The organism is Kitasatospora sp. NPDC001664 (genome assembly GCF_053596675.1).
Genome location: NZ_JBSFGS010000008.1, coordinates 202,543 through 225,843 on the forward strand (window position 1 = coordinate 202,543; position 23,301 = coordinate 225,843).

The window sequence follows — 23,301 nt, forward strand, 5'->3', positions numbered from 1 at the left end:
CTCAGCCACGCTCCGCGGCGGTGTCCTCGGCCGGCAGGATGATCTGCTGGGCGTACTCGCTCATCACCCAGCCCTCGGCGGTCCGCACCGAGGTCCGCTGGCGCTCCTTGAAGCCGCCGTCGTTCTCCTGGTGCCAGGCGAACGGCGGGCGGAGCAGCTGGCGCTCCACCGGCGTCCAGTCGTCGAAGTCGGTGTCCTCGGGCACCGGGGCGGGCGAGGTGTGCTGGACCATCCCGGCGGTGTAGCGGCAGAACACCACGCGCCGCTCGAAGTCGGCGACCCAGGGCCAGCTGCCGTGGGTGGCGGTGTCCGCGAAGAGCACCACCGAACCCGCCCTCACCGGCACCCGGTTGACGAAGTCGGCCGGCTTCTCCCAGGCCGCGTACTCGTCCGGGATCGGGAAGTGCGACTTGTGGCTGCCGGGCACGACGGCGAAGCCGCCCTGGTCGGCGAGCGCGTCGGTGAGGCAGAAGGCCACGATCAGGTGGCCGGCGTAGATCTGGCCCTCGCGGACCTGGTAGCTCAGCGGCGGGTACTCCCAAGGGGTGTTGCCGTTGTGCAGCACGAGCGCGCCGGCGCCCTTGCGGGAGAAGAGCACCTGGCCCTCGTCGTAGCGCAGGTCGGCGCCGAGCAGCTCCTCCAGGTACGGCAGCACCTTCGGGTGGGCCAGCAGGTCACGGACCGGACGCTGGGTCTCGTGCAGCGGTCCGGCGTTGGCGATGAAGGGGTTGTACTGCTTGAGCAGGCGGTAGTCGTGCTTGTTCTCGCCCTCCCACAGACCGTGCCCGTCCAGCGCGGAGTTCAGCCCGGCGAGCTCCTCGGCGCCGAGCACGTCCTCCAGGACGAGGTAGCCGCGCAGGTCGAACAGGTACTTCTCTTCCTCGTTCATGTCTCTCCCAGTGAGTGGTGTCGTGAGGTCAGACGGCCCAGCGGCCGAGGGACTCGGCGAGCTCGGCCGTCCAGCCGCGCAGCGCGGCGGGGTCGAAGATCAGCAGGTCGCCGGAGAGCAGCAGGCTCCTGGACCCGTCCGGCCCGGGCTGCACGTGCAGCACCAGGTCGAGGTCGGACCAGTGCTCGGGCACCTCGTCCGCCGGCGCGGAGCCGGGCGAGCCCTCCGGAACGCCCTGGTAGTCGTGCGTGAGCAGCGCCGCGGCGCAGACCGCGGGGCGCAGGGCCGGGTCGACCGGGTCCACCAGCCCGGCGATCCGTTCGAGCGGCAGGTCGGCGTGGCCCAGCGCGGTGAGCAGCGCCCGGTGAGCCGCCGTCAGGTCGCCCTCGGCGTCCAGGACGACCGGCAGCATGTCCACCGCACGGCCGACCAGACCGGCCTCGGCGGTGCCCGACCGGTGGCCGACCGGCGTGCCCACCACCACCCGGCCGGCCCCGGCGATCCGGGAGACCAGTCCGCCGAGGGCGGCCAGGAACGGGGCGGCCGGAGCGACCCCGAGCGCGGCGCAGCGGGCCCGCAGCCGGGCGTCCAGCTCGGCGGGCAGGGTCCAGCGCACGCCGTGGTTGCGGAAGCCGCGCCCGGTCGTGCGCAGCTGCGCGAAGGGGTCGAGCGGCAGTGGCTCCAGGGTCGTGGTCCAGTACCGTTCGAGCTCCTCGCCCCCGAGGGCGCGGCGGCGGGCGCGCTCGCCCAGGTGCCGCCGGTAGCTCGGCGCCGGCCCGGCCGGCTCCCGGCCCGCGAGCAGCCGGGTGAGCTCCTCGGCGAGCACGCCGGCCGAGGGCCCGTCGGCCCGGTTGCGGGCCAGGAGCAGCAGCAGCCGGTCGGCCCCCGCGCCCCCGCGCAACAGGACCGCCTGCAGGCCGGGGTGACCGTCAGGCAGGTGACGCTCGATCAGTTCGGCCGGCCAGTCGAGCAGTTCGGGCCCGGCCGGCAGCGCCGCCGTCACGCAGGGCTGCCAGTCGTCCGGGGCGCTCGCGCCGGGCAGCGGCCGGAGCGCGTCGTGGCGCTCGGCGAGCCGGCGGACGGCGTCCGCCACCCGCTCGGCACCGGTGCCGGCCTCCAGGTCCAGGACGACCGGGACCGGCGGGGCCGGTCGTCCGAGCAGCCGCTCCAGGGCGAGCACCTGCCGCTGCTCGGGGCCGGGCACCAGGTCGTCCGCGGGCGCCCCGGCCGGGGCCGCCCCGGCCGTCCCGGCCGCCAGCGCGGCGGCCAGGTCGGCCGCGCACGGGTTGCCGAGCACGAGGCGGACGGGGACCTCGGCACCGAGCCGGGTGGTCAGTTCGGCGGCGATCCCGGCCGCACCGAGCGAGGCCCCACCGAGGTCGTAGAGGTCGTCCTCGGGGGAGGCCGAGGGCAGCTCCAGCACCGCGGCGAAGGCCGCGAGCACCGCCGCCAGCACCGGATCGTCCCGCCGCGCCGCCGACGGCCCGCCGACGGGGCGGCTGCCGGCGAGCTCGGTCAGCCGGCGCCGGTCGGCCTTGCCGTTGGCGGTGGTCGGCAGCGCGGGCAGCACCCGCAGCTCGGCCGGCACCATGTACCCCGGCAGCGCCCGGGCGAGCCGGTCCCGCGCCGTCTCCGGAGTGAGGTCCGGCCCTCCGGCGAGGAAGCCGACCAGACGGTGGAAGCGCTCGCCGACCACCACGGCCGCGGCCTCCCGCACGCCGGGCACCGCGAGCAGCGCCCGGTCGACCTCCTCCAGCTCCACCCGGTGGCCGCGGATCTTCACCTGATTGTCGGCCCGGCCGAGGAACTGGACGGTGCCGTCCGGGTTCCAGCGGGCGCGGTCCCCGGTCCGGTACATCCGCGCACCGGGCGGGCCGGCCGGCTCCGGCAGGAAGCGCGCGGCGGTCTCGGCCGGACGGCCGGCGTAGCCGCGGGCCACCCCGAGCCCGCCGATGTACAGCTCGCCGGTCACACCGACCGGTACGCGCCGCAGCGCGGAGTCGAGGACGTGCAGCCGCACGCCGCCGATCGGCCGGCCGATGGACACGGTGCCCTCGGCCGTTCCCCCGTCGTAGCGGTGGGAGCTGGCGTCGATGCAGGTCTCGGACGGACCGTACTGGTTGTACAGGGTGCCGGAGCCCAGCCGACGGTAGCGCTCGGCCTGTGCGGCCGGCAGCGGCTCGCCGCCGCAGAACACCACCCGGGCCGGCAGCCGGCCCAGGTCCTCGTCCTCCAGGGCCGCGAGCAGGGAGGGCACCAGGTCGACCACGGTGGCGCCGTACGCGATCGCCGCGTCCACCACCGCGCCCGGGGTGGCGTCCGGATCGGCCTCCGGCAGCACCACGCCGGCCCCGGCCGCGAGCGGGCCGAAGCACTGCCAGAAGGCCGGGTCGAAGGCGAGCGGGATGGTCTGCAGGACCCGGTCCCGGCCGTCCAGGCCGATGGCCGCCCGCCGCCAGGCGAGCTCGTTCGCCAGCGCGCCCTGCGGCACGGCGACGCACTTGGGCGTGCCGGTGGTGCCCGAGGTGAACACCGCGTACGCGAGGTCGGCCGGGCGGAGGGCGGCGGGCGGGGGTGCCGCCCGTCCGTCGCCGGCCAGCTCCTCGACGGCCAGCTCGGCCACCCCGGGCAGCCCCGCCGCGGCGGCCGCGGCGGGCCGCACCAGGAAGGCCGCGCCGGCGCCGGCCACCAGGGAGCGCAGCCGGTCCAGCGGGTCCTTCACGTTCAGCGGGACGGTCCAGCCGCCCAGGTGCCAGACCGCGAGGGTGAGCGCCAGGTAGTCGACGGACCGCGGCAGGCAGAGCGCCACCGCACCGCCCGGGCGGACCCCGGCCCCGTGCAGGGCGGCGGCGAAGCCCTCCACCCGGTCGGCGAGCTCGCGGTAGCCGAGCCGGGACCGGTCGGCGTCGGCCGCGGCGAAGGCGTCCGGGGTCCGCTCCACCCAGTGGCGGAACGCCTGGTAGGGAAGGCCGAAGGCCGGTGCGGCAGCTGCCTCGGCCGACGCCGCGAGCAGCGCCCGGTCCCGGTCGTCCAGCAGGTCCGCCGCGGCCAGCGGGGCGTCCGGGTCGGCCAGCAGCGCGTCCAGGCAGCGCAGGTACGTACCGCCCAGCCGGTCCAGGTCGGCGTCGCCGTAGCGGCCGGGGGCGGCGGTCAGCGCACCCGACGGACCGTCGGGCCGCTCCACCAGCTGGACGGTGAGCTCGTTCTGACTGCCCTGCACCCGGACCGGCAGCGTCTCGACGACGAGTCCGCCGGGCACCTCCCGGCGGCCGCCCTCCCCGGTGAACACGAACACCGCGGCGGGCGAGGCCGGCGTCGGTCCGCCGAGCGGGGCCGCGGCGTGCTCGGACCCCTCCAGCAGGGCCTCGGTCACCCGGCGCACCAGCTCGGTGAAGGTCCGCGCCGGGTCGACCCGGACCACCAGCGGGAGCGTCGTCACGAAGGCGCCGACCGCGCCGTCCCAGCGCGCCTCGCCGCGGTTGGCGGCGGGCACCCCGACCGGCACGGCCCGGACGCCGGTGACCAGGTGCCAGGTCGCCGCGAAGGCCGCGAGCCAGACGGCGTGGGTGGTCGCCCCGGCCCGCCGGGCCAGCTCCGCGACCCGCTCGCGCAGCCCGGCGGGCGGCACGAAGGCCGACACCGGGTCGCCGACCGCCCCGGGGCCGTCGGCGAACGGCAGCTCCGGACGGTCCGTCAGGTCCTCGTGGTGACCCGCCCAGTAGGCGGCGTTGCGGCCGAGCACGTCCCGGCCGGGGGCCGAGTGCTCCCACCGCGCGTAGTCGAGGTGCTGGGCGGCCGGCCCGGCCGGCAGGGCCGGGGCGCCCGGCGCGCCGTACGCCTCGAACAGCTCCCGGAGCAGGACCTCCAGGGACCAGCCGTCGCAGAACGCGTGGTGCAGCGACAGCACCAGCACCCGGGCCTGCGGGCCGGTGCTCAGCAGCACCGCGCGCACGTGCGGCGGCCGCGCCAGCGAGAAGACCCGCGCGGCCTCCTCCCGGAGGGCCGCGGCGAGCCCGGCCTCGCCGTCGGCGAGGTCCCGCCGCTCCAGCGGGATGCGCGCGGGCAGGTCGAAGCGCTGCCGGGGAGCACCGCCCTCCTGGACGATCCGGGCGCGCAGGGCCAGGTGCCGCTCGGCGAGCAGGTCGAGGCAGGCCTGGAGGCGGCCGGTGTCCAGTGCGCCCTCGACGCGGAGCGCCACCGGGACGGTGAAGGCGGCCGACGGGCCGTGGGCCTGCTCGGCCAGCCACAGGCGGTACTGGGTGTCGGAGAGCGGGTGACTCGCGGTCAGGTCGACCGGGGCCTCCTGCCGCTCCCGGGGCGGAGCGGTCCGGCGGCCGGCCAACCGGCGCTCCAGCTCCGCCCGCTGATCGGGCGTCAGCCGGTCGAGACGTGCGGTGTTCACAGGGCCCCCTCGGCCTCGGCTACCAACTGCTGGATCAACAGGTCCTCCACCAGCGCGACGTGGCCGTCGACCGTCCGGGCGGCCAGCAGCTCGCGGACCGGCACCTCCACCCCGAACACCTGGCCCATCCGCCGCGCCAGCCGCGTCACGGCCAGCGAGTCCCCGCCCACCTCGAAGAAGTCCGCCCCGCCCGGCAGGGCGTGCACGCCCAACTGCTCGCGCCAGAGGTCCTGGACCAGCTCCACCGGACCGCGCTCGTCCTCGGTCCCGGGCCCGTCCTCGGCCCCGTCCGAGGGTCCGGGCGAGGGCACGGCCGCGGCCACGGGTGCGGCCCGGCGTGCGGGCAGCGGCCACCTCGGCCCCTCGAAGGAGTAGGTCGGCAGGTGGAGCCGGCGGCCGGGACCGGCCAGCAGCTCCACGGCCACAGGCTCGCCCGCGGCCCACAGGCCGCCCAGGGCGGCGAGCACCGATCCGGCCGCGCCCCCCTCCGGCACCGCCGGGCAGAGCGGCGTGGCGTCCAGACCGGCCGCCTCGGCCAGGGCGGCCAGCACCCGGCCCGGGCCGACCTCCACCGCCCGGGCGCCGGGGAACTCCGCCGCCAGCGCGGCCAGTCCGTCGGCGAAGCGGACCGGACGGCGCAGCTGCTCCGCGAACCGCTCGGCCGCCACCACCTCCCCCGCCGCCACCAGCACCCCGTCGGTGTTACCCACCCACGGCACGGTCGCGGCCCCGGGCCGGACGTCGGCCAGCAGCTCGCGCAGCCCGGCCGCCGCCGGGTCCATCGACGCCGAGTGGAAGGCGTGGCTGGTGCGCAGCCTGCGGCTGCGGTACCGGCCGTCCAGGGCCGCCGCGAAGGCGTCGACCTCCGCGACCGGACCGCTGAGCACCGTGTCCGTGGCGGTGTTGACGGCCGCGATCTCCAGGCCGGCACCGGAGTCGGCGAGCAGGCGCCCGGCCTCCTCCGCCGAGCAGGCCACGGCGAGCATCGCGCCCGGCTCGCACGCCTGCATCAGCCGGCCCCGGTGCTCCACCAGCCGGGCCGCCGTCACCAGGTCGAGGGAGCCCGCCAGGCAGGCCGCGGTCAGCTCGCCGAGGCTGTGCCCGATCAGCGCCGAGGGTCGCAGGCCGAGCCCGGCCAGGGCGGTGGCCGCCGCGAACTCCACGGCGAACAGCGCCGGTTGGGCGAGCCGGGTGGCCTCCAGCCGGTCGGCCGGGAAGCCCCGGTCGTACAGCGCCTCGGCCAACTCCGCGGCGAGCTCCGGGCCGAAGGCCGCGAGACAGGTCTCCAGCGCCTCGGCGAAGCCCGGCAGGGCCAGCGCGAAGGGCCTGGCCATGCCGGGGGTCTGGGTGCCCTGACCGGGCAGGAGGAAGACGAGCGGGGCGGGCTCCCGTCCGGCGGCGACCGCGTCCGGGGCCGGAGCGCGCAGCGCGGCGGCCAGTTCGGCGGAGGTCGAACCCGCCACCGCGCTGCGGTACGGGAACACCGCCCGGCGGGCGAGGGTGGCGGCCACGTCCGTGGCCGCCTCGCCGGTGGCGTCCAGGTGGTCCGCCAGCCGGGCCCTGGCCCGGCGCAGCGCCTCCGGGTCGGCGGCCGACAGCACCACCAGCCGGTCCTCCCCTGACGGTGCGTCGGCGCCGGGCGCCGCCTCGGGCGCCTGCTCCACCAGCACGTGGGCGTTGGTGCCGCCGATGCCGAAGGAGCTCACCGCGGCCCGGCGGGGCTCGGGGCCCGACCAGGGCTCGGCGGCCGTCGGCAGGGCCAGCGGCGAACCCTCCTGCTCCAGCAGCGGGTTGGGGCCGGTGAACCCCGCGATCGGGGGCACCGTGCCGGTGCCGACCACCAGCAGGGCCTTGACCAGACCGGCCAGCCCGGCCGCCGCGTCGAGGTGTCCGATGGTCCCCTTGACCGCACCCACCCGGACCTGGCCCGGGGCCGCGCCGAGCTCGCTCAGCACCGCCGAGGCCGCGGACCACTCGATCGGGTCACCGATCCGGGTGCCGGTACCGTGCGCCTCCAGGTAGCCGAGCGAGGAGGCCTCGATCTCGGCGGCCGCGAAGGCCTCCCGGATCACCCGTTCCTGGCCCGCCGCCGCAGGGGCGGAGAAGCCGGGCTTGGCCTCGCCGTCGTTGTTGACGGCGGAGCCGAGCAGGACTCCGTACAGCGGCGTGCCCTCGTCGGCGGCGTCCGCGAAGCGGCGCAGCACCACCCCGACCACGCCGGAGCCGCCGACCGCGCCGTCGGCGGCCTCGTCGAAGGGCCGGCAGACGCCGGAGCCGGAGAGGATGCCGCCGGGGAGGTGGAGGTAGCCGGCCTGCGGGGCGTTGGCGGAGGCGGCGACCACCAGCGCCTGGTCGCACTCGCCGTTGTTGAGCGCCTGGACGGCCAGGTGCACGGCGACCAGCGAGGACGAACACGCCGTCAGGACGGCCATCGCGGGGCCGGTGAGACCGAGCTTGTAGGCGATCCGGGTGGCGAGGAAGTCCCTCTCGTTGGCGACGATCGCCGCGTCGAACTCCGGCTCGTCCAGCTCGTCCCCGGCCAGCAGCATGCGCAGGTGCTCGCTGCTGCTGGCGGCCGCGTAGACGGCGGTCCGTCGGGTGTCCGGCTCGCGCAGCCGGTGTCCGGCGTCCTCCAGCGCGGACCACGCGCACTCCAGCATCAGGCGCTGCTGCGGGTCGAGCAGCCGGGCGTCCCGGGGGCTGACCCCGAAGAACTCGTGGTCGAAGCGGTCGGCGTCGGCGAGCCGGCCGTGCACGGGCACGTAGGCCGGGTCGCCCGCGAGCGCTGCCGGGACCCCGGACCGCTCCAGCTCCTCCGGGGTGAGCCGCTGGAGCAGCGTGCGGCCCTGCTCGACCGCCTCCCACAGCCGTGCGACGTCCGGGGCGCCCGGGAATCGGCCGGCCATCCCCGTGACGGCGATGTCCAGCGAACGGTCGCGGCTCATCGGTTTCCTTCCTGGTTCTCCGGGGTCGCCTCGGGCCGGACTCGGCGCAGGCGCAACTGCCGGGAGGACTCCCGGCGGGATCGGGACGGGGGCTCGGCGGGCCGACCGGGCTCTCCGAGCGGCTCCGGCCGCAGCCGGGCCGCCGTGTCGGCGACGGTGCCGTGCCGGAAGAGGTCGAGGATCGGCACCCGCACACCGGTGCGCCGGTACAGCGCCTCCTGGAGCGCGGGCATCAGCAGCGAATGGCCGCCCAGCTCGAAGAAGTTGACGTCCACCGGGACGTCCGCGACGCCCAGCACCTCGCACCAGGCCGCGACCACCTCGGCGTGCTCCGGGCGGACCCGTCCGCCGGGAGCCGCGGGCGGCACCTGCCGGTCCGCCTCCTCGGCCAGCCGCTTGCGGTCGACCTTGCCGTTGCTCGTCAGCGGCAGGCGCTCCACCCTGTGCACGGCCGCCGGGACCATGACGGCGGGCAGCCGTTCGACGGCCTCCTGCCGGACCCGGTCCGGATCGGCGTCGCCGGTGACGAACGCGGCCAGCCGGCCCCGGCCGTGGGCGACCACGGCGGCCTCCAGCACCCCGGGCGCCCCGCGCAGCACGGCCTCGATCTCGCCCGGCTGGATCCGGTGGCCCCGGATCTTGAGCTGGTCGTCGGCCCGGCCGAGGAAGAGCAGCCCGCCGTCCCCGGCGAGCCGCACCCGGTCACCGGTGCGGTACATCCGCGCGCCGGGCAGCCCAGCGAACGGGTCCGGCAGGAAGACCGCGCCCGTGTCGGCGGGGCGGCCGAGGTAGCCGCGGGCCACACCGGGCCCGCCGACGTACAGCTCGCCGGGGACGCCCTCCGGCACCGGCCGCAGCGCGTGGTCCAGCACGTAGAGGGCGTAGCCCGGCACCGGACCGCCGATGCCGACCGCTCCCGGTGCCCGGTAACGGCGGTAGCTGGACCAGACGGTGGCCTCGGTGGGCCCGTACTCGTTGACCAGCTCCACCCCGGGGAGCAGCTCGAAGTGAAGGTCCATCACCTGCTCCGGGAGCGGCTCCCCGGCCACCACCGCACGGCGCAGCGAGCGCAGTGCGGCCGGTCCGGTGCGCCGGGCCTCGGCCAGCACCACTCCGTGCAGCGAGGGCACGCACAGCAGGTCGGTGACGGCGTGACGCTCGATCAGACCGAGCAACCGCCCCGGGTCGCGGACGTCGTCCGGCCCGGCGACGACCAGTCGGCCGCCGGCCGTGAGGGTCCCCCAGATCCCGGCCACCGAGGAGTCGAAGGCCAGCGGCGAGAGCAGCAGGAAGACCGGCTCGCCCGGGTAGACCTCGCGCCGGGCGGCGGTCGAGGCGGCCAGCGGGCCGTGCTCGACGACCACGCCCTTCGGCCGGCCGGTACTGCCCGAGGTGAAGATCATGTAGGCGGCGTCGCGCTCTCCCCGGGCCGGAGTGGCGGGGCGGCCGGCCGGCTCGGGAAGGGCGGTCACGTCCAGCGCGGTCAGGCCCAGCGCCCGGCCCCGGTCCACCGTCGCGGCCGTGCCGAGCAGCACCTCGGCACCGCAGTCCGCCAGGGCCTGCGCCAGCCGGGCGTCCGGGTGGTCCACGTCGAGCGGGACGGCGACCGCACCGGCCAGGTGGGCACCGAGCAGTGCCGTGATCATGGCTGCCGAGCGCGGGGCCAGCACGGCCACCCGGTCGCCCGGGGCGACCCCGGCCCCGGCCAGGGCGGCCACCACGGCCAGTGCGCCGGTGAGCAGCCCGCCGTACCCGAGCCGCTCCTCACCGCAGACCACGGCCTCCCGCTCCGGGTCCGCCAGCGCGATCCGCTCGACCAGGAGGCCCGCCTGGGCGTAGGCCCGGGGCTGCACCGGCGGGCGGCGCAGGACCGACCCGCCCTCCAGCGGCACCCGCGCCGGCGCGTCCGGCTCGGCCGCCAGCAGGACCAGGGTGTCGCGCAGCGCGGTGGCCAGCCGGGCGGCCTGGGCCTCGTCGTACCGGCCGCGGCGGAAGCCGACCTCGATCTCCGCGCCCTCGGCGGTCTCGCGGAGCACGACCTCCAGGTCGTACTTGGCCACCTCGGCGGGGATGTCGACCGGCCGCACCTCCAGCCCGGCCGGGGCGGTGGCCCGGGCGGCCGGCTCGTGGTCGACGAGGGCGTGGAAGAGCGGGGTCCGGCCGGGCTCGGCGCGCAGGCCCAGCCCTCGGACCAGCTCGTCGAAGGGCACGTCCCGGTGGGCGTGGGCACGCAGCAGGGCCTCGTGCGTCCGGCCGAGCAGCCGGCCGCCCGTCAGGCCGGGCTCGGCCCGCAGCCGGACCGGCACCGGGTTGACGAACAGCCCCACCACGTCGTCGAAGCCGGGTGGCCGGACGTCCATGGTGGTGCCGGCCACCACGTCGCCGGCCGCGCCGTACCGGTCCGCCGTCAGCGCGAAGGCCGCCAGCGCCAGCACCAGCGGAGTGGTGCGGTGGGCACGCGTGGTCTCCAGCGCCTTCGCCCAGTCGGCAGCGCCGACGAGGGCCCGGACCGTGCCGGCCCGGTCCGCCCGCTCGGTGGTGCCGGGCCCGCCCAGGTCGATGCCGGGCGCCGCCACCGCCTCCGCCAGCTCGGCCGTCCAGAAGGCCCGGCCACCGTCGATCCGCTCCCGCGTACGGGCGGGGGCCTCCTGGTAGGCGCGCCGGGGCGGTGCGGACGGGTGGCCGTCCAGCCCGCGGAAGAGCTGATCGGCGATCAGCTCCACCGAGCGCCGGTCCAGCACCATGTGGTGCCCCGTCAGCAGCAGGACGTGCTCGTCCGGCCGGTCGGAGAGCGAGATCAGCTCCAGCGCGGCCAGCGGCCCGCCGAAGACGTCGAAGACCTGCCGGGACGCCGCACGGAGCTCCTCGTCGAGCCCGGCCTCGGGGAGCGTCCGGGCGCGGAGCGCGAACTCCTCGGCCGGCCAGGCCGACCTGCCCGGCTCGCCCGCGTCGTCCAGCACCCGGAGCCGCAGCTCGCCGTGGTTCTCGACCACCGCGCGCCAGGCCTCCGCCAGCCGGTCGCGGTCCAGCGCGCCGCGCAGCCGCACCGCCCAGTAGACGGTGAACTCGGGGCTCTTCGGGTCCAGCAGGTGCATCAACCACAGCCGCCGCTGGGCCGGGGAGAGCCCGACGGCCGGGGCGGCGGCCGCCGTCCGCCCGTCGCCGGCCGACTCGAGCTGGTGGCGCAGGCCGCGCAGGGTCGGCTCGGCGAAGAAGGCCGCGAGGTCGATCTCGGCCCGGAAGGCCTGGTTGACCCCGGCCACCAGCCGGGCGGCGTCCAGCGAGCTGCCGCCGCAGGCGAAGAAGTCGTCCTCGTCCGAACCCGCCGCCGTGCCCGCGGCGGCCTGCCACATCCGGGCCAACTCGTCCTTCGCCGGGGCGACTTCGGGCACGGCGTGGGACGGGGCGGGCAGCGCCCGCTCGTCGAGCTTGCCGCTCGCGGACAGCGGGAAGGCCTCCAGCACGAGGACGTGGGCCGGCACCGCCGCCGGTGCCAGTCGGCGGGCACAGGCGGTGCGCAGCCCGACCGGGTCGAGCGGCCGGTCGGCCCGCTCCGGCAGCACGTAGGCGAGCAGGCCGTTGGAGGTGCCGGGCGCCTTCCGCGCCACGTACGCGTCCCGGACGCCGGGCAGATCGCGCAGCACGTTCTCGACCTCCACCGGGTCGACCCGCTGCCCGCGGACCTTCAACTGGTGGTCGGCGCGCTCCAGGTAGCTCAGGAAGCCGTCCTCCTCCAGCCGCACCCGGTCGCCGGTGCGGTACATCCGTGCCCCCGGCACGGTGGAGAAGGGGTCCGGCAGGAAGCGATCGGCCGTCAGGCCCGGCGATCCGAGGTAGCCCCGGCCCACCTGCGGCCCCGCCAGGTGGAGTTCACCGGCCACACCGGTCGGCACGGGCCGCAGGTCCGGCCCGAGCACGTAGGCGCTCACGCCCGCCAGTGGCCGGCCGATGCCCGGGGCGGCCCGCTCCCCGAACCCGCAGACCGTGACGCAGATGGTGGTCTCGGTCGGGCCGTAGGCGTTCACCCCCTCGACGCCGAGCTCGCGCAGCAGCTGCCAGGTCGGCTCGTCCAGGGCTTCGCCGCCGAGCAGCAGGCCCACCCGCCCGCGCCGGAGCACCTCCTCGAAGCCGAAGTTCCGCATCGCCCCGAACATCGAGGGCGTCAGGCCCAGGAAGCGGACGTCGTGCCGCTCCACCCACTCCACCAGCGCCTGCGGGTTCCGGTAGGTCTGCTCGTCCGCCACCACCAGGCAGGAGCCCGTGAAGAGGTCCAGCAGCTGGAGGTAGAACAGGTCGAAGGAGACCGAGCTCACCAGGCCGACCCGGTCCGCCCCGCGGCCCGCCGTGGACGCACCGACGAAGGCCGCGTAGGAGGCGTGGTCGATCATCACGCCCTTGGGCAGCCCGGTGGTGCCCGAGGTGTGGATGACGTACGCGAGCCGTCCCGCCGTCGCCCCGGGTGCGACGAAGCCGTTCGCGCCGAACCCGTTCGCGCCGAGCGCGACGACCTCGCGCCCGGCCGGCAGCTCCAGCACGCGGGCCGGGCCGGCCTGACGCTCCGCCAGGGACGCGCTGCGCAGCACCACCCGGGCACCGGAGTCGGACAGCACGTAGGAGATCCGGTCGTCGGGGTGGAGCGGGTCGAGCAGCACGGCGCAGCCGCCCGCCCGCCAGACCGCCAGGACCGCGGCGACCAGGGCCACCCCACGCTCGGCGAGGATGCCGACCACCTCGCCCGGGACGACCCCGTCCTCCGCCAGGCGGGCCGCCAACCCATCGGCGGCGGCGTCCAGTTCGGCGAAGGTCGTGAGGCCGGCCGGGCAGCTGACGGCCGGCTGCTCCGGCCGCTCGCGGACGAGCTCGGCGAAGCGCTCCATGACGAGCCGGACCGGCTCCGCCGAAGGCTCGGCGCGCAGGACGGCGTCCGCCTCGACGTCGCCCAGCCGGGCGGTGCCGGCCACCGGCGCGCCCGGGTCCGCGGCCAGCCGGAGCAGGGCCGCCCGGTAGTCGGCCAACAGCCGGGCGGCCGCCGGGGCCGTGGTACCGCCCGTCAGGCGCCGGGTCAGGGCCAACTCGCCGCCGTCCGGGCGCAGGTAGAGGTCGAACTCGAGGTCGTTGCGCACCGTTCCGTGGCCGCCCTCGGACAGCGCCCGCACCTCCGCGCCCGCCAGGACGGGCGCGGGCAGCGGGCCGTGCGCCTGGAAGGCCACCGTGACCCCGGGCTCGACCGCGCCGAAGAGGTCGGCCGCCTCCCGGATCGGCTCGGCCAGGTGGCTCAGCGCCCCCGCCATCGTCCGGCGGACGGCGGCGACCAGGGCCGCGCCCGTGTCGTCGGCCGCCCAGCGCTGACGCATCGGCACCACCCGGGCCAGGCACGCGACCAGACCCGCGGTGGCCGGCGTGCGGTCCGCGAAGGGCGTGGCGACCATGACGTCCCGCGGGCTGCCGTGCGCGGCGAGGGTGCCGTACAGCGCGGCCAGACCGAGCAGGTGCGGGGTCGCCCGCAGGCTCCGGGCCGCCGCCCGGAGCAGACCGGCCTGCTCCGCGGTCAGCGGCAGCGTGGTGGTCTCGGCCTCGGGGGTGCGCGCCCCGGGAGTGCGCGGCAGCGAGCCCGGCCACTCGGCCTCGGCCAGCTGCCCGGCCCAGTAGCCGGTCGCGGGCGCGGGGCCCGCCGGCCGGCCGTCCACGACCGGCGGCAGCGCGGGCCCGCCCGCCGTCCGGGAGGCGTAGGCCAGCCCGATCTCCTCCAGGAGGATCTCCAGGGAGAGCCCGTCGCAGGCGATGTGGTGGACCAGCAGGGAGAACAGGTGGCGCTGCGGGGTCTGCCGCAGCAGTGCGACGCGGACCGGGCACTCGGCCGCGAGGTCGAACCGGTGGGCGCCCTGCTCGGCCTGCCAACCCGCCTCGTCCGCCACCTCCTCGGCCGAGGACCAGGCCGCGACGGCCTCCCCCCGCGCCCAGAACGGGACCTCACCGCTCTCCCGCAGCCGCCGCCCGAAGACCCGGTGACGGCCGACCACCTCGTCCACCGCCGCCCGCAGGGCGGCCTCGTCCAGGGCACCGGTGATCTCCCAGACGCGGTGGATGTTGTACGTCTCCGGATGCCGGCGACCGGCCAGCCAGATGCCGAACTCCGGTGTGGTCAAAGCTTCGTGATGAACCGTCTGTCCCATGACTGCGTCCCTGCCGTCCAGTGCCCATGTGTCTTCCACCGCCCGGCCGCGCGCCGTCGGCCCGCCCGCCGTCTGTCCGCCCGCCGTCCGCCCGTCCGCCCTCACCGCGCCGCCGCCTCGTGCCAGGCCGCGAGCAGCCGCGGATGGTGCTCGTCCAGGAAGAAGTGGCCGCCCGACAACCCCTCGAACGCGACCCCCGCCCCCGCCAGCCGGGCCCAGCCCGCCACCGCCGCCGCGTCGACCAGCGGGTCCTCGCTGCCGTACAGCACCTCGAGCGGTGCGGGCAGCAGGCCGTCGGAGCAGCGGTAGCCCTCCACCATCGCCAGGTCCGCGCGCAGCACCTCGACGGCGAGGTCCAGCAGCTGCGGCATGTCGAGGAGCTCCTGCGGCACGCCGCCGAGGAGCCGCAGCAGCTCGTCCGGGCGCCGGGACGCCACCGCCGACCAGCAGGCGTGCCGGGGAGCGGCCGTCCCGGCCACCACCACCGTGAGCGGCGGCCGGGCCCCGAGCCCGTCCAGTCCGAGTGCGACCTCGTAGGCGAGCAGGCCGCCCATGCTGTGCCCGAGCAGGACGTAGGGCGTCTCGTCCCGGGCCAGCAGTGGAAGGAGCTCCCCCGCCACCGTCGCGGCGAGGCGGTGCAGGTCCGTGGCGTGCGGCTCGGCGATCCGCGCCTCGCGCCCGGGCAGCAGCACCGCGGTCACCGAGGTCTCCGGACCCGCGGCCCTGCGGAGCGCGGCGAACGAGCCCGCCGCCCCGCCGGCCGGCGGGAAGCAGACGACGTTCAGCTCCACGGCCGGGCCCGCACCACTCGTGCGCAGCCAGCGGCTCGGCGGACCGGGGCTGACCCGGCTCCCAACGGAAACGCTCACGACCTCGGACCTCATTTGCATATGCCTGCGGATAATCGCACCGGCGCACCGGGGACAATCCGCAGGGGATACCGGAAAGAACGGCGAAACCCGGCACCCGGGGCCGGAAGCGGGCACGGGCGATCCCACGCACCCGGAAGAGGTCGTGAATCATTTCCCCGACGGGGAGTCCGCCCGCCCGGAGGAATTCCGTTCCGTGCCGTGCACGGCGGTGGCCACCGGGCCGCGCCGAGCGCTCACGGACCCCAGGTGACGTCGCTCAGCGCGGCCCCCGGCGCCTCGCCGGACGGCGCCCCGAGCGCCTCGACCCGCGACTGCCACTGCGTCCCGCCGGGCTCCGCGGCCACGGCCGACGCGGCCGCCCCGAACAGGCCGGCGCCCACCAGAAGGGCGGTGGCGACGAAGGTGGCAGCACGCGGTCCGAGCATGGTTCTCTCCCCCAAGAGCAAGCGGGGGAGCGGCGGTGAGGGTGTCTCGACCTCCGCACTCCCCGTCGGTCGACTTGATGAACAGCAGTCTCTCCACGCCTCAGAAGCCGAGGAAGGGGTTTCCACTGTCATGATCCGGCCTTGGCATAACCCGTCCAGGAGAGGACCGGCCGAACATTCGGTCGAAGTACGCGGCGACCAGCCGGACCTCGCAGCGGAGCAGCAGGAACGCACCCAATTGCGGGTGGTTCCGCAGCGCCCTCGCACATACCGCGGCCCCGACCGCCTCCGCGTCCTCCAGCGAGCGGGCGACCAGGAACAGGCCGACGACCGGGCCGATAGGAGCATCCGGATGTACGGTCACGTACTCCACGGATTCGCCGGGTTCCGCGCTTGCCCGGAATAGCTTTGACGCGTCGTCAGGCAGCGGCGCGCCGGTTCGGGTGCCCAGTTGAGCGTGAACCATATACATGGAGCCAGAGTTCCATCCCCGGCAAACGCTCCGGAACCGGGCGGATTGGACACTTTAGGCCATTGCCTAAACCTGCAAGCTCGGCAATAATCGCCTGAACACGGTCAAGGGAACACCAACAGTGTATGGGGGAATGGTGCTCGAGCCACTCGGCCTGGACTCTGCGGCGGAACGGCTGTACAAGTCCATGCTGGCCCACCCGCAGGAGGATCTGGCCGTCCTGGCCGGCCGCCTGGGGGTCGCCGAGCAGGACCTGCACCGAAGCCTCGACTCCCTGAGCACCCTCGCACTGGTCCGGCCCTCGCTCCAGGAGGGAGGCGGCTACCGGGTCGTCAGCCCCGAGATCGCCATGGAGATGATCCTCAGCCGGCAGCAGGCCGACCTCGCCGCCCAGCAGCTCCGGATCGAGACCTCGCGCGCCGCCGCCGCCCAACTGATAGCGGAGTGCTCCGCCCTGACGAGCGCCGCGGCCATCGCCGGCGAGGACGCGGAGCGGCTCATCGGCCTGGACGTCATCCGCGAGCGGCTGGCCCTCCTGGCCGCCCAGGCCGAGCAGGAGATCACCACCTTCGCGCCCGGCGGCGCCCACCCCGCGGCGGACCTGGAGGCCAGCCGGCACCCGAACGCCGCCCTGCTCGACCGGGGCGTGCGGATGCGGACGGTCTACCTCGACAGCGTGCGCAACCACGCCCCGACGCTGGAGCACGTGAACTGGCTGAGCGCCCGCGGCGGACAGGTGCGGACCGCGGCCACCCTTCCCGTCCGGATGGTCATCATCGACCGCCGCCAGGTGGTCCTCCCCCTCGACACCTCCGACGCCCGCACCGGGGCGGTCCTGCTCAAGGGCGAGGGCATCGTCGCCGCCCTCTGCGCACTCTTCGAGAGCACCTGGACCAGCGCGAACCCCCTCGGCGAGGCCCCCACCGTCGACCGGCACGGCCTGAGCAGCCAGGAGGCCGAGATCCTCCGCCTCCTCGACACCGGCCTCACCGACGAGGTGATCGCCAAGCGCCTGGGCGTCTCCTCCCGCACCGCCCGCCGCCTCACCGCCCTCCTCATGGAGCGCCTCGAGGCCCGCAGCCGCTTCGAGGCCGGCGCCAACGCCGTCCGCCTCGGCTGGCTCTCCTCCACCCGCTGACCTCGACGGGGCCTCAGAACGCAAGCGACCCAGGCCAGTTGGGATCTGACCTGGGTCTCGCTGCGGTGGGCCGCCAGGGGTTCGAACCCTGAACCTACGGATTAAAAGTCCGCAGCTCTGCCAATTGAGCTAGCGGCCCGTTCGGGCTTCGCCACCGTGGTGCCTGGGCGCTGCCACGGTGATCCTACCCGGTGATCCCTCGGCGGCCGCCACCCGTTTGCCTCCGGGCGGTTCGCGCCGACGGCACGTCGGGAGGGCGGTGCGGCAGCCGTCGGGCGGAGGTGCGGACGCCGTCAGGCGGGGGTCAGGTGGGCGGCGCGGACGCGGCGCAGCCAGGCTTCGGCCGGTGCCTCGTCGGGTGCCTCGGGGAGGACGCCGGGGCGGGAGAAGCGGTCCTCGGCGTCGGAGAGCAGGGTGGTGGCCAGCGAGGCGTCGTCGGCGATCCGTTCGGCCTCGGCGCGCACGGCCTCCGGGTCGGGCAGCCGGATCTCCAGGTGGCCGGTCTCGTGCAGGGTGACGCCCTGGCGGACGAGGCGGATCAGGTGGCGGGCGTGCTTGGCCGCCCGGGCCCGACTGGCCACGTCGGCGGGGTCACGGGTCGTCAGTTTCCTGAACTGCTGGGTGGCGTAGCCGAGGTAGGAGTTGCGGACCGCCCGGGTGCTCAGGAAGGAGGTGCGGATGCCGATCAGCTCCTCGCCGAGGGGCGTCCTCACCTCGTGGAGCTCCTCGGGCAGCCAGACCAGCTCGGAGGCGGTGGGGTTGCCGCCGAGGGCGAGGCGGCACCACTTGGCGGCCTCGTGCAGGGTGCGGTCGGGGGCGGTGGTGACGTGCGACTCGGCGGGGCGGTGCAGGCCGTGGAACTCCTCGGTCGGTGCGGCGAACAGGCCGAGCCGGTCGAGGTCGGAGCCGGCGTGGGCCAGGCCGTACGCGGTGGAACCGACGATGCCGGAGAGCAGGACGTTCACGGGTGTCGCCTCCTCGGCGGGTACGCGGGACGCGTCCAGTCTGGGGGCGCCCCGCACCCGGAGTCGAACGGTTATCCGGAGGCCGACCGGCGACGCGCCCGGACGGACCGGACGGACCGCGACGCGCCCGGACGGACCGCGACCCGCCCGGGCGTCCGCTCCGCGCCCTCGCCGCACCTCCCGCCGATACTGACCCCATGGCCAACCCCGAGCCCCCGCCCGCCCCGATCGAGAAGCTCCGCGCCTGGTGGTCCCGGCGGCAGTGGCTGGACGGGACGCACGGCGGCGCCACCCCGGCCGAGGTGCTGGACGCCACCGGCTGGGCCCGCTCGGTCGGCGGCGCGGCCCCGTACCTGGGCCTGTTCGCCCGGGCCGGGCTGGACCGGGAGGCGGTGGACGGGGCGGTCGCCGCGCTGGAGGTGCACGAGCTGCCCTCCGCCCGGGGCTGCACCTACGTGCTGCCCGCGGCCGACTTCGCGCTCGGCCTGGCCGCCGGGGCGGGCGCCCCGGAGGGCGAGCTGGCGGCGGCCGAGAAGCACCTGGGCGTGACCAGGGACGAGATCGAGAAGCTCTGCCTGGCGATCAGCCAACTCCTCTCCCGGAACGGCCCGTTGGATCCCTCGGCCATCCGTGCCGGGGTGGGCGGCGCCTCCCGGAGCCTGGGCGAGGCGGGCCGGAAGCGCGGACAGTCCACCACCCTCCCGCTGGCCCTGGGCCTGCTCCAGGCGCGCGGCCTGATCCGCCGGGTGCCGCCCAACGGCCGTCTGGACCAGCAGCGTTACGCCTACGCGGCCTGGGACCAGCCGGTGGTCGGCTCGGCCGCCGAACTGGCCGAGCGGTACTTCTCCTGGGCCGCTCCGGCCTCGGTGAAGCACTTCCGCTGGTTCTCCGGCTTCACCGCCGCCACGGCCAAGGCCGCACTCGCCCCGCTCGACCTCACCCCGCTCCCGGGCACCGACCTCCTCCTCCCCTCCGAACTCGTGGCGGAGTTCCAGGAGTTCACCGTTCCGACCACCCCGCACCACACCCTGCTCGCCGGGATCGACGGCATCCACCTGCTGCACCGCGACCTCCCCCGGCTGCTCGACCCGGCCGATGCCGCCCGCCCCTCCCCCACCGCCAAGGGCGGCCGAGGCTTCGGCACCGAGGCCGACCCGCAGAGCCACGTCGTCCTCGACCGGGGCCGGATCGTCGGCATCTGGGAGTACGACACCGAGCGGGAGGAGATCGTCCACCTGCCCTTCGTCCCGGTCGACGACGCACTGCGCGCGACGGTGGACCGCACCGGACGCTTCATCCGCGAACAGCTCGGTGACGCAAGGGGGTTCAGCCTGGACTCCCCCAAGAGCCGGGCCCCGAAGATCGCCGCCCTCCGCGCCGCCGCGGCGGCGAGGCCGAACGGCTGACCCCGCCGGTCATCCGTACCCGCCCCGTGGACTACCGTCGGCCCATGAACGACGAGAACGTGATCCTGATCACCGGCGCCGGCCGAGGCATCGGCGCCGCCACCGCCCTGCTGGCCGCCGAACGCGGCTACCGGGTCTGCGTCAACTACCGCTCCGACGAAGCCTCCGCCGCCTCCGTGGTCGAGCGGATCACCGCCGCCGGCGGCAGCGCGCTGGCCGTCCGGGCCGACGTCACCCGCGCCACCGAGGTCGAGCGGCTCTTCACCACCGTGGACCGCGAGCTCGGCCCGCTCACCGCCCTGGTCAACAACGCCGGCACCCTCGAGAAGCAGTGCCGCCTCGAGGACCTGGACGAGGAGCGGCTGGCCCGGATCTGGACCGCCAACATCACCGGCCCGTTCCTCTGCGCCGGTGCCGCCGTCCGCCGGATGTCCACCCGGCACGGCGGCAGGGGCGGCGCCATCGTCAACGTCTCCTCCGCCGCCTCCCGGATCGGCTCGCCCAACGAGTACGTCGACTACGCCGCCTCCAAGGGCGCCCTGGACACCATGACCACCGGCCTCTCCCTGGAGGTCGCGGCCGAGGGCATCCGGGTCAACGCCGTCCGCCCCGGCCTGATCCACACCGAGATCCACGCGCTCGGCGGCGAACCCCGCCGGGTCGACCGGGTCGGCCCCCAGCTCCCGATGCGCCGGGGAGGACGGCCCGAGGAGGTCGCCGAGACCATCCTGTACCTGCTGTCCCCCGCCGCCTCCTACGTCACGGGCGCCTTCATCGACGTCGCCGGCGGCCGCTGAGCCCCGGCCCGACCTGCCCGACCCAGCCCGACCCCGCCCGACCCGGCCCGTCCGACCCGGCCCGGTCCCACCCCCGGATAGCACCGCTACCAGGTGCCACCCGGCCGCTACCGTACGACTCATGACCGCTCGTGAGTTCGACGCCGCCCCGCCCGCCCTCACCGTCTCCGACGTCCGCAACTTCCGTGACGCAGGCATCGCCGGCCTGCGCCCCGGCCTGCTCTACCGCTCCGCATCCCTCAACACCCTCACCCCCGAGGGCGCCCGTCAGCTCGAAGCGCTCGGCATCCGCACCGTCATCGACCTCCGGACCACCGCCGAGCGCGCCGCCTGGCCCGACCTCCACCACCACCTCGAGCTGGAGGACCTCCACCACCCCCTCCTCCCCGACCAGGACGCCGACTTCGCCTGGCCCGGAACCATGGAGGGCACCTACCGGGCGATGGCCGAACTCGGCGGCCCCTCGATCGCCGCCACCGTCCGCCACCTCGCCTCCGACGACGCCCGCCCCACCCTGGTCCACTGCGCCGTCGGCAAGGACCGCACCGGCCTCACCATCGCCGTCCTCCAACTCCTGGCCGGCCTCTCCGAAGCCGAGGTCCTCACCGACTTCGTCCGCTCCAACCCCCACCTCGGCCTCGACACCGACGAGCCCGTCTACTACTACGACGAACACGGCACCCGCCACCGCTCCCACCCCGTCGCCCCCGAGCTCCTGCACCTCGCCCTCACCCACCTCCGCACCACCCACGGCTCGCTCCCCGGCTACCTCGAAGCCCACGGCGTGACCCCCGTCGAGATCACCGCGGTCGCCGCCCGGCTGCGGGCCTGATCCGGACGGCCGGGCACCCCGCCCGGCCACCGGGCGTTGTACCCGGCGTACCCGGAGCGTCCACGACCCAGGAGTTGAGCGGCATGGCGAGCATCCCCAGCGGAACGGCCGGTACGGCGGTCGCGGCGGCCGGTCTGATCGGCGGCTACGGGGTGGCCAGGTGGAGCGGGCGGCGGGAGCTGGGCGGGGCGGTGCTGGCGGCGGCCGGAGCCGCCGCGGCGGTGGGGTGGAAGCGGCAGTCCGGGGCCGCGGTGGCGGCCGGGCTGACGGGGCTGTACGTGGCCGCGTTCGGCGGCTCGCACCCGCTGGCGAAGCGGATCGGGGCCTGGCCGTCGGTGTTCGCCGTGACCGGCGTGGTGGCCGCGGCCTCGACCGTGGCCGGCGCGGTGGCCGGCCGCCGCTGACGCACCGTCGGCTCGCCGGACGGTCGGGCGCCCTACCGTCGGGCGCCCAGCCGTCGGTACCGAGCCGTCAGGCGCCGAACCGGGCCTCGAAGGCCGCCCGGTTGGCGGAGACCGGGGTGCGGTCCCAGACCGCGAAGACCACCCGGGTGAACGGGGCGCCATGGGTGGCCAGGGCCAGCTCGAAGGCCTCGGCCACCTCGGCCGGGTCGTTGCCGAACACCCCGCAGCCCCAGGCGCCGAGCACCAACTCCCGTACCCCGTGCGCCGCCGCGACCCCGAGCACCCGCCGGGCCCGCTCCACCAACACCTCCCGCACGTCCACCCGTCCGCCCTCGGCCCGCCGCGCCAGCTGCCCGGCGTTGGGGGCGGGCGAGGTGAGGAAGGAGACGGTGTACGGGTCGGCCCGCAGCTCGCCGTGCGCGTCGCGGATCACCGGTACGTCCGGGGACCAGATCACCCGGTGGCTGTAGTGCAGATCGGTGGAGGCCCGGTGCGCCTCGTAGTAGTCGGGGGCGGCCAGCAGGCAGTGGTAGAGCAGGGCGGACCGGCAGAGGTCCTCCTCCTGGGCACGGGCGCCGCGCAGGTAACCACCCCCGGGGTTACGGGCCGAGGCGAAGTTGAGTACCGCCACCGGGCCCGCTCCACCCGGCACCGAGAGCCGCTCGGCGGCCGCCATGCTCCCCTCCGCGGTCACCTCCACCACCCCGGTGAACCGCCCCTCCCCCGCGAACCGGTGCTCCGGCGGGTACGAGACGGTGCCGACCCGCGCGGCCGCGAGCTCCACCCCGATCCCGACGGCCTCCCCGCTCCTCGGGAGCCGGTACCCGCCCTCCGCGGCGATCCCCTCGTTCACGACGGCGACCTGGTGCAGTCTGCTACTCATACCGCCGACGCTAGGGGACGCCTGACCCTCCGTCACCCGGATAAACGCGGACGGGCCCGCCCCACCGGAGTGGAGCGGGCCCGTCGTCGGGCTAGTGCGCGTCAGCTCTTCCAACGCGGCTTGCGGTCGCCGCCGTTGAAGCTGCCCGAGCGGCTGCCGCGGTCGTCGCGGTTGAAGCCGCCCGAACGGTTGTCACGGTCGCCACCGAAGGAACGGCCGCCACGGTCGTCACGGTTGAAGCCACCCTGCGGACGGCCGCCGGAGCGGTGGTCGTCGCGGCGGGCGAACGGACGGCTGCCGCCGCCACGGCTGTCGCGGTCACCGAAGGACGGACGGTCGCCACCGAAGGAACGGCCGCCACGGTCGTCACGGTTGAAGCCACCCGAACGGTTGTCACGGTCACCGAAGGAACGGCCACCACGGTCGTCACGGTTGAAGCCACCCGAGCGGTTGTCACGGTCACCGAAGGAGCGGCCACCACGGTCGTCACGGTTGAAGCCACCGGTGCGCGGGGCACGGTCACGGTCGCCACCGAAGGAACGGCCGCCGCGGTCGTCACGGTTGAAGCCACCCGAGCGGTTGTCACGGTCGCCACCGAAGGAACGGCCACCACGGTCGTCACGGTTGAAGCCACCGGTGCGCGGGGCACGGTCACGGTCGCCACCGAAGGAACGGCCGCCGCGGTCGTCACGGTTGAA

At 76.0% G+C, this 23,301-nt stretch carries 14 protein-coding genes, 1 tRNA gene and 1 pseudogene; 5 read left to right on the forward strand and 11 right to left on the reverse strand.

Annotation, left to right across the window (positions count from 1 at the left end; genetic code table 11):
* Position 1: 1 nt before the first annotated feature.
* The 7 genes from ACWCYY_RS14120 to ACWCYY_RS14150 all read right to left on the reverse strand — a co-directional run bounded on the left by ACWCYY_RS14120 (position 2) and on the right by ACWCYY_RS14150 (position 16,178).
* Positions 2 to 889, reverse strand: a complete 888-nt coding sequence (locus ACWCYY_RS14120) for a phytanoyl-CoA dioxygenase family protein (RefSeq protein ID WP_449796154.1) — start codon at positions 887 to 889, stop codon at positions 2 to 4.
* 28 nt (positions 890 to 917) lie between these two features.
* Positions 918 to 5,291, reverse strand: coding sequence for a non-ribosomal peptide synthetase (locus ACWCYY_RS14125; protein ID WP_449796155.1), 4,374 nt, complete (start codon positions 5,289 to 5,291; stop codon positions 918 to 920).
* Entirely contained in the window at positions 5,288 to 8,236 is a 2,949-nt protein-coding gene (locus ACWCYY_RS14130) for a type I polyketide synthase (RefSeq protein WP_380149501.1), read from the reverse strand. Before ACWCYY_RS14130 ends, ACWCYY_RS14125 begins: the two co-directional genes overlap by 4 nt.
* Complete coding sequence (locus ACWCYY_RS14135) at positions 8,233 to 14,382, reverse strand: amino acid adenylation domain-containing protein (protein WP_449796156.1); 6,150 nt, start codon at positions 14,380 to 14,382, stop codon at positions 8,233 to 8,235. Before ACWCYY_RS14135 ends, ACWCYY_RS14130 begins: the two co-directional genes overlap by 4 nt.
* A 128-nt stretch (positions 14,383 to 14,510) precedes the next feature.
* Positions 14,511 to 15,278, reverse strand: coding sequence for a thioesterase II family protein (locus tag ACWCYY_RS14140; RefSeq protein WP_449796157.1), 768 nt, complete (start codon positions 15,276 to 15,278; stop codon positions 14,511 to 14,513).
* A 236-nt stretch (positions 15,279 to 15,514) separates the two neighbouring features.
* Entirely contained in the window at positions 15,515 to 15,706 is a 192-nt protein-coding gene (locus ACWCYY_RS14145) for a hypothetical protein (protein WP_345287985.1), read from the reverse strand.
* Between the two features lie 100 nt (positions 15,707 to 15,806).
* The gene (locus ACWCYY_RS14150) at positions 15,807 to 16,178 is read right to left on the reverse strand and encodes a hypothetical protein (protein WP_345287986.1); all 372 of its coding nucleotides are present in this window, start codon (positions 16,176 to 16,178) and stop codon (positions 15,807 to 15,809) included.
* Positions 16,179 to 16,311: 133 nt separating this feature from the next.
* On the opposite strand from ACWCYY_RS14150, the gene ACWCYY_RS14155 reads away from it, so the two are divergent.
* Complete coding sequence (locus tag ACWCYY_RS14155) at positions 16,312 to 17,316, forward strand: helix-turn-helix transcriptional regulator (protein ID WP_449796158.1); 1,005 nt, start codon at positions 16,312 to 16,314, stop codon at positions 17,314 to 17,316.
* 66 nt (positions 17,317 to 17,382) lie between these two features.
* On the opposite strand, the gene ACWCYY_RS14160 is transcribed toward ACWCYY_RS14155, so the two are convergent.
* Positions 17,383 to 17,455 (reverse strand) — tRNA-Lys (locus ACWCYY_RS14160).
* Between the two features lie 154 nt (positions 17,456 to 17,609).
* Complete coding sequence (locus ACWCYY_RS14165) at positions 17,610 to 18,320, reverse strand: nucleotidyltransferase domain-containing protein (protein WP_449796201.1); 711 nt, start codon at positions 18,318 to 18,320, stop codon at positions 17,610 to 17,612.
* Positions 18,321 to 18,478: 158 nt separating this feature from the next.
* Here ACWCYY_RS14165 and ACWCYY_RS14170 point away from each other — a divergent pair, with 158 nt between their 5' ends.
* From ACWCYY_RS14170 to ACWCYY_RS14185, 4 genes are all read left to right on the forward strand, one after another.
* A complete protein-coding gene (locus ACWCYY_RS14170) occupies positions 18,479 to 19,687 on the forward strand; it encodes a DNA glycosylase AlkZ-like family protein (RefSeq protein ID WP_449796159.1) in 1,209 nt (402 codons plus the stop codon).
* Between the two features lie 44 nt (positions 19,688 to 19,731).
* On the forward strand, positions 19,732 to 20,484 hold the full coding sequence (locus tag ACWCYY_RS14175; RefSeq protein ID WP_449796160.1) for an SDR family oxidoreductase: 753 nt from the start codon (positions 19,732 to 19,734) through the stop codon (positions 20,482 to 20,484).
* Between the two features lie 121 nt (positions 20,485 to 20,605).
* Complete coding sequence (locus ACWCYY_RS14180) at positions 20,606 to 21,316, forward strand: tyrosine-protein phosphatase (RefSeq protein WP_449796161.1); 711 nt, start codon at positions 20,606 to 20,608, stop codon at positions 21,314 to 21,316.
* Between the two features lie 83 nt (positions 21,317 to 21,399).
* On the forward strand, positions 21,400 to 21,720 hold the full coding sequence (locus ACWCYY_RS14185) for a hypothetical protein (RefSeq protein WP_345287997.1): 321 nt from the start codon (positions 21,400 to 21,402) through the stop codon (positions 21,718 to 21,720).
* A 67-nt stretch (positions 21,721 to 21,787) separates the two neighbouring features.
* On the opposite strand, the gene ACWCYY_RS14190 is transcribed toward ACWCYY_RS14185, so the two are convergent.
* Together ACWCYY_RS14190 and ACWCYY_RS14195 are read right to left on the reverse strand one after the other, a co-directional pair.
* Positions 21,788 to 22,603, reverse strand: a complete 816-nt coding sequence (locus ACWCYY_RS14190; RefSeq protein WP_449796162.1) for a TIGR02452 family protein — start codon at positions 22,601 to 22,603, stop codon at positions 21,788 to 21,790.
* Positions 22,604 to 22,704: 101 nt separating this feature from the next.
* A pseudogene (locus ACWCYY_RS14195) lies at positions 22,705 to 23,301 on the reverse strand (DEAD/DEAH box helicase); the annotation flags it as partial.

Bases quoted from the DNA above. Each gene is read 5' to 3' on its own strand.
- ACWCYY_RS14120 (WP_449796154.1), bottom strand. From the start codon at position 889: ATGAACGAGGAAGAGAAGTACCTGTTCGACCTGCGCGGCTACCTCGTC.
- ACWCYY_RS14130 (WP_380149501.1), bottom strand. From the start codon at position 8,236: ATGAGCCGCGACCGTTCGCTGGACATCGCCGTCACGGGGATGGCCGGC.
- ACWCYY_RS14145 (WP_345287985.1), bottom strand. From the start codon at position 15,706: ATGCTCGGACCGCGTGCTGCCACCTTCGTCGCCACCGCCCTTCTGGTG.
- ACWCYY_RS14150 (WP_345287986.1), bottom strand. From the start codon at position 16,178: ATGTATATGGTTCACGCTCAACTGGGCACCCGAACCGGCGCGCCGCTG.
- ACWCYY_RS14155 (WP_449796158.1), top strand. From the start codon at position 16,312: ATGGTGCTCGAGCCACTCGGCCTGGACTCTGCGGCGGAACGGCTGTAC.
- ACWCYY_RS14170 (WP_449796159.1), top strand. From the start codon at position 18,479: ATGGCCAACCCCGAGCCCCCGCCCGCCCCGATCGAGAAGCTCCGCGCC.
- ACWCYY_RS14175 (WP_449796160.1), top strand. From the start codon at position 19,732: ATGAACGACGAGAACGTGATCCTGATCACCGGCGCCGGCCGAGGCATC.
- ACWCYY_RS14180 (WP_449796161.1), top strand. From the start codon at position 20,606: ATGACCGCTCGTGAGTTCGACGCCGCCCCGCCCGCCCTCACCGTCTCC.
- ACWCYY_RS14185 (WP_345287997.1), top strand. From the start codon at position 21,400: ATGGCGAGCATCCCCAGCGGAACGGCCGGTACGGCGGTCGCGGCGGCC.
- ACWCYY_RS14190 (WP_449796162.1), bottom strand. From the start codon at position 22,603: ATGAGTAGCAGACTGCACCAGGTCGCCGTCGTGAACGAGGGGATCGCC.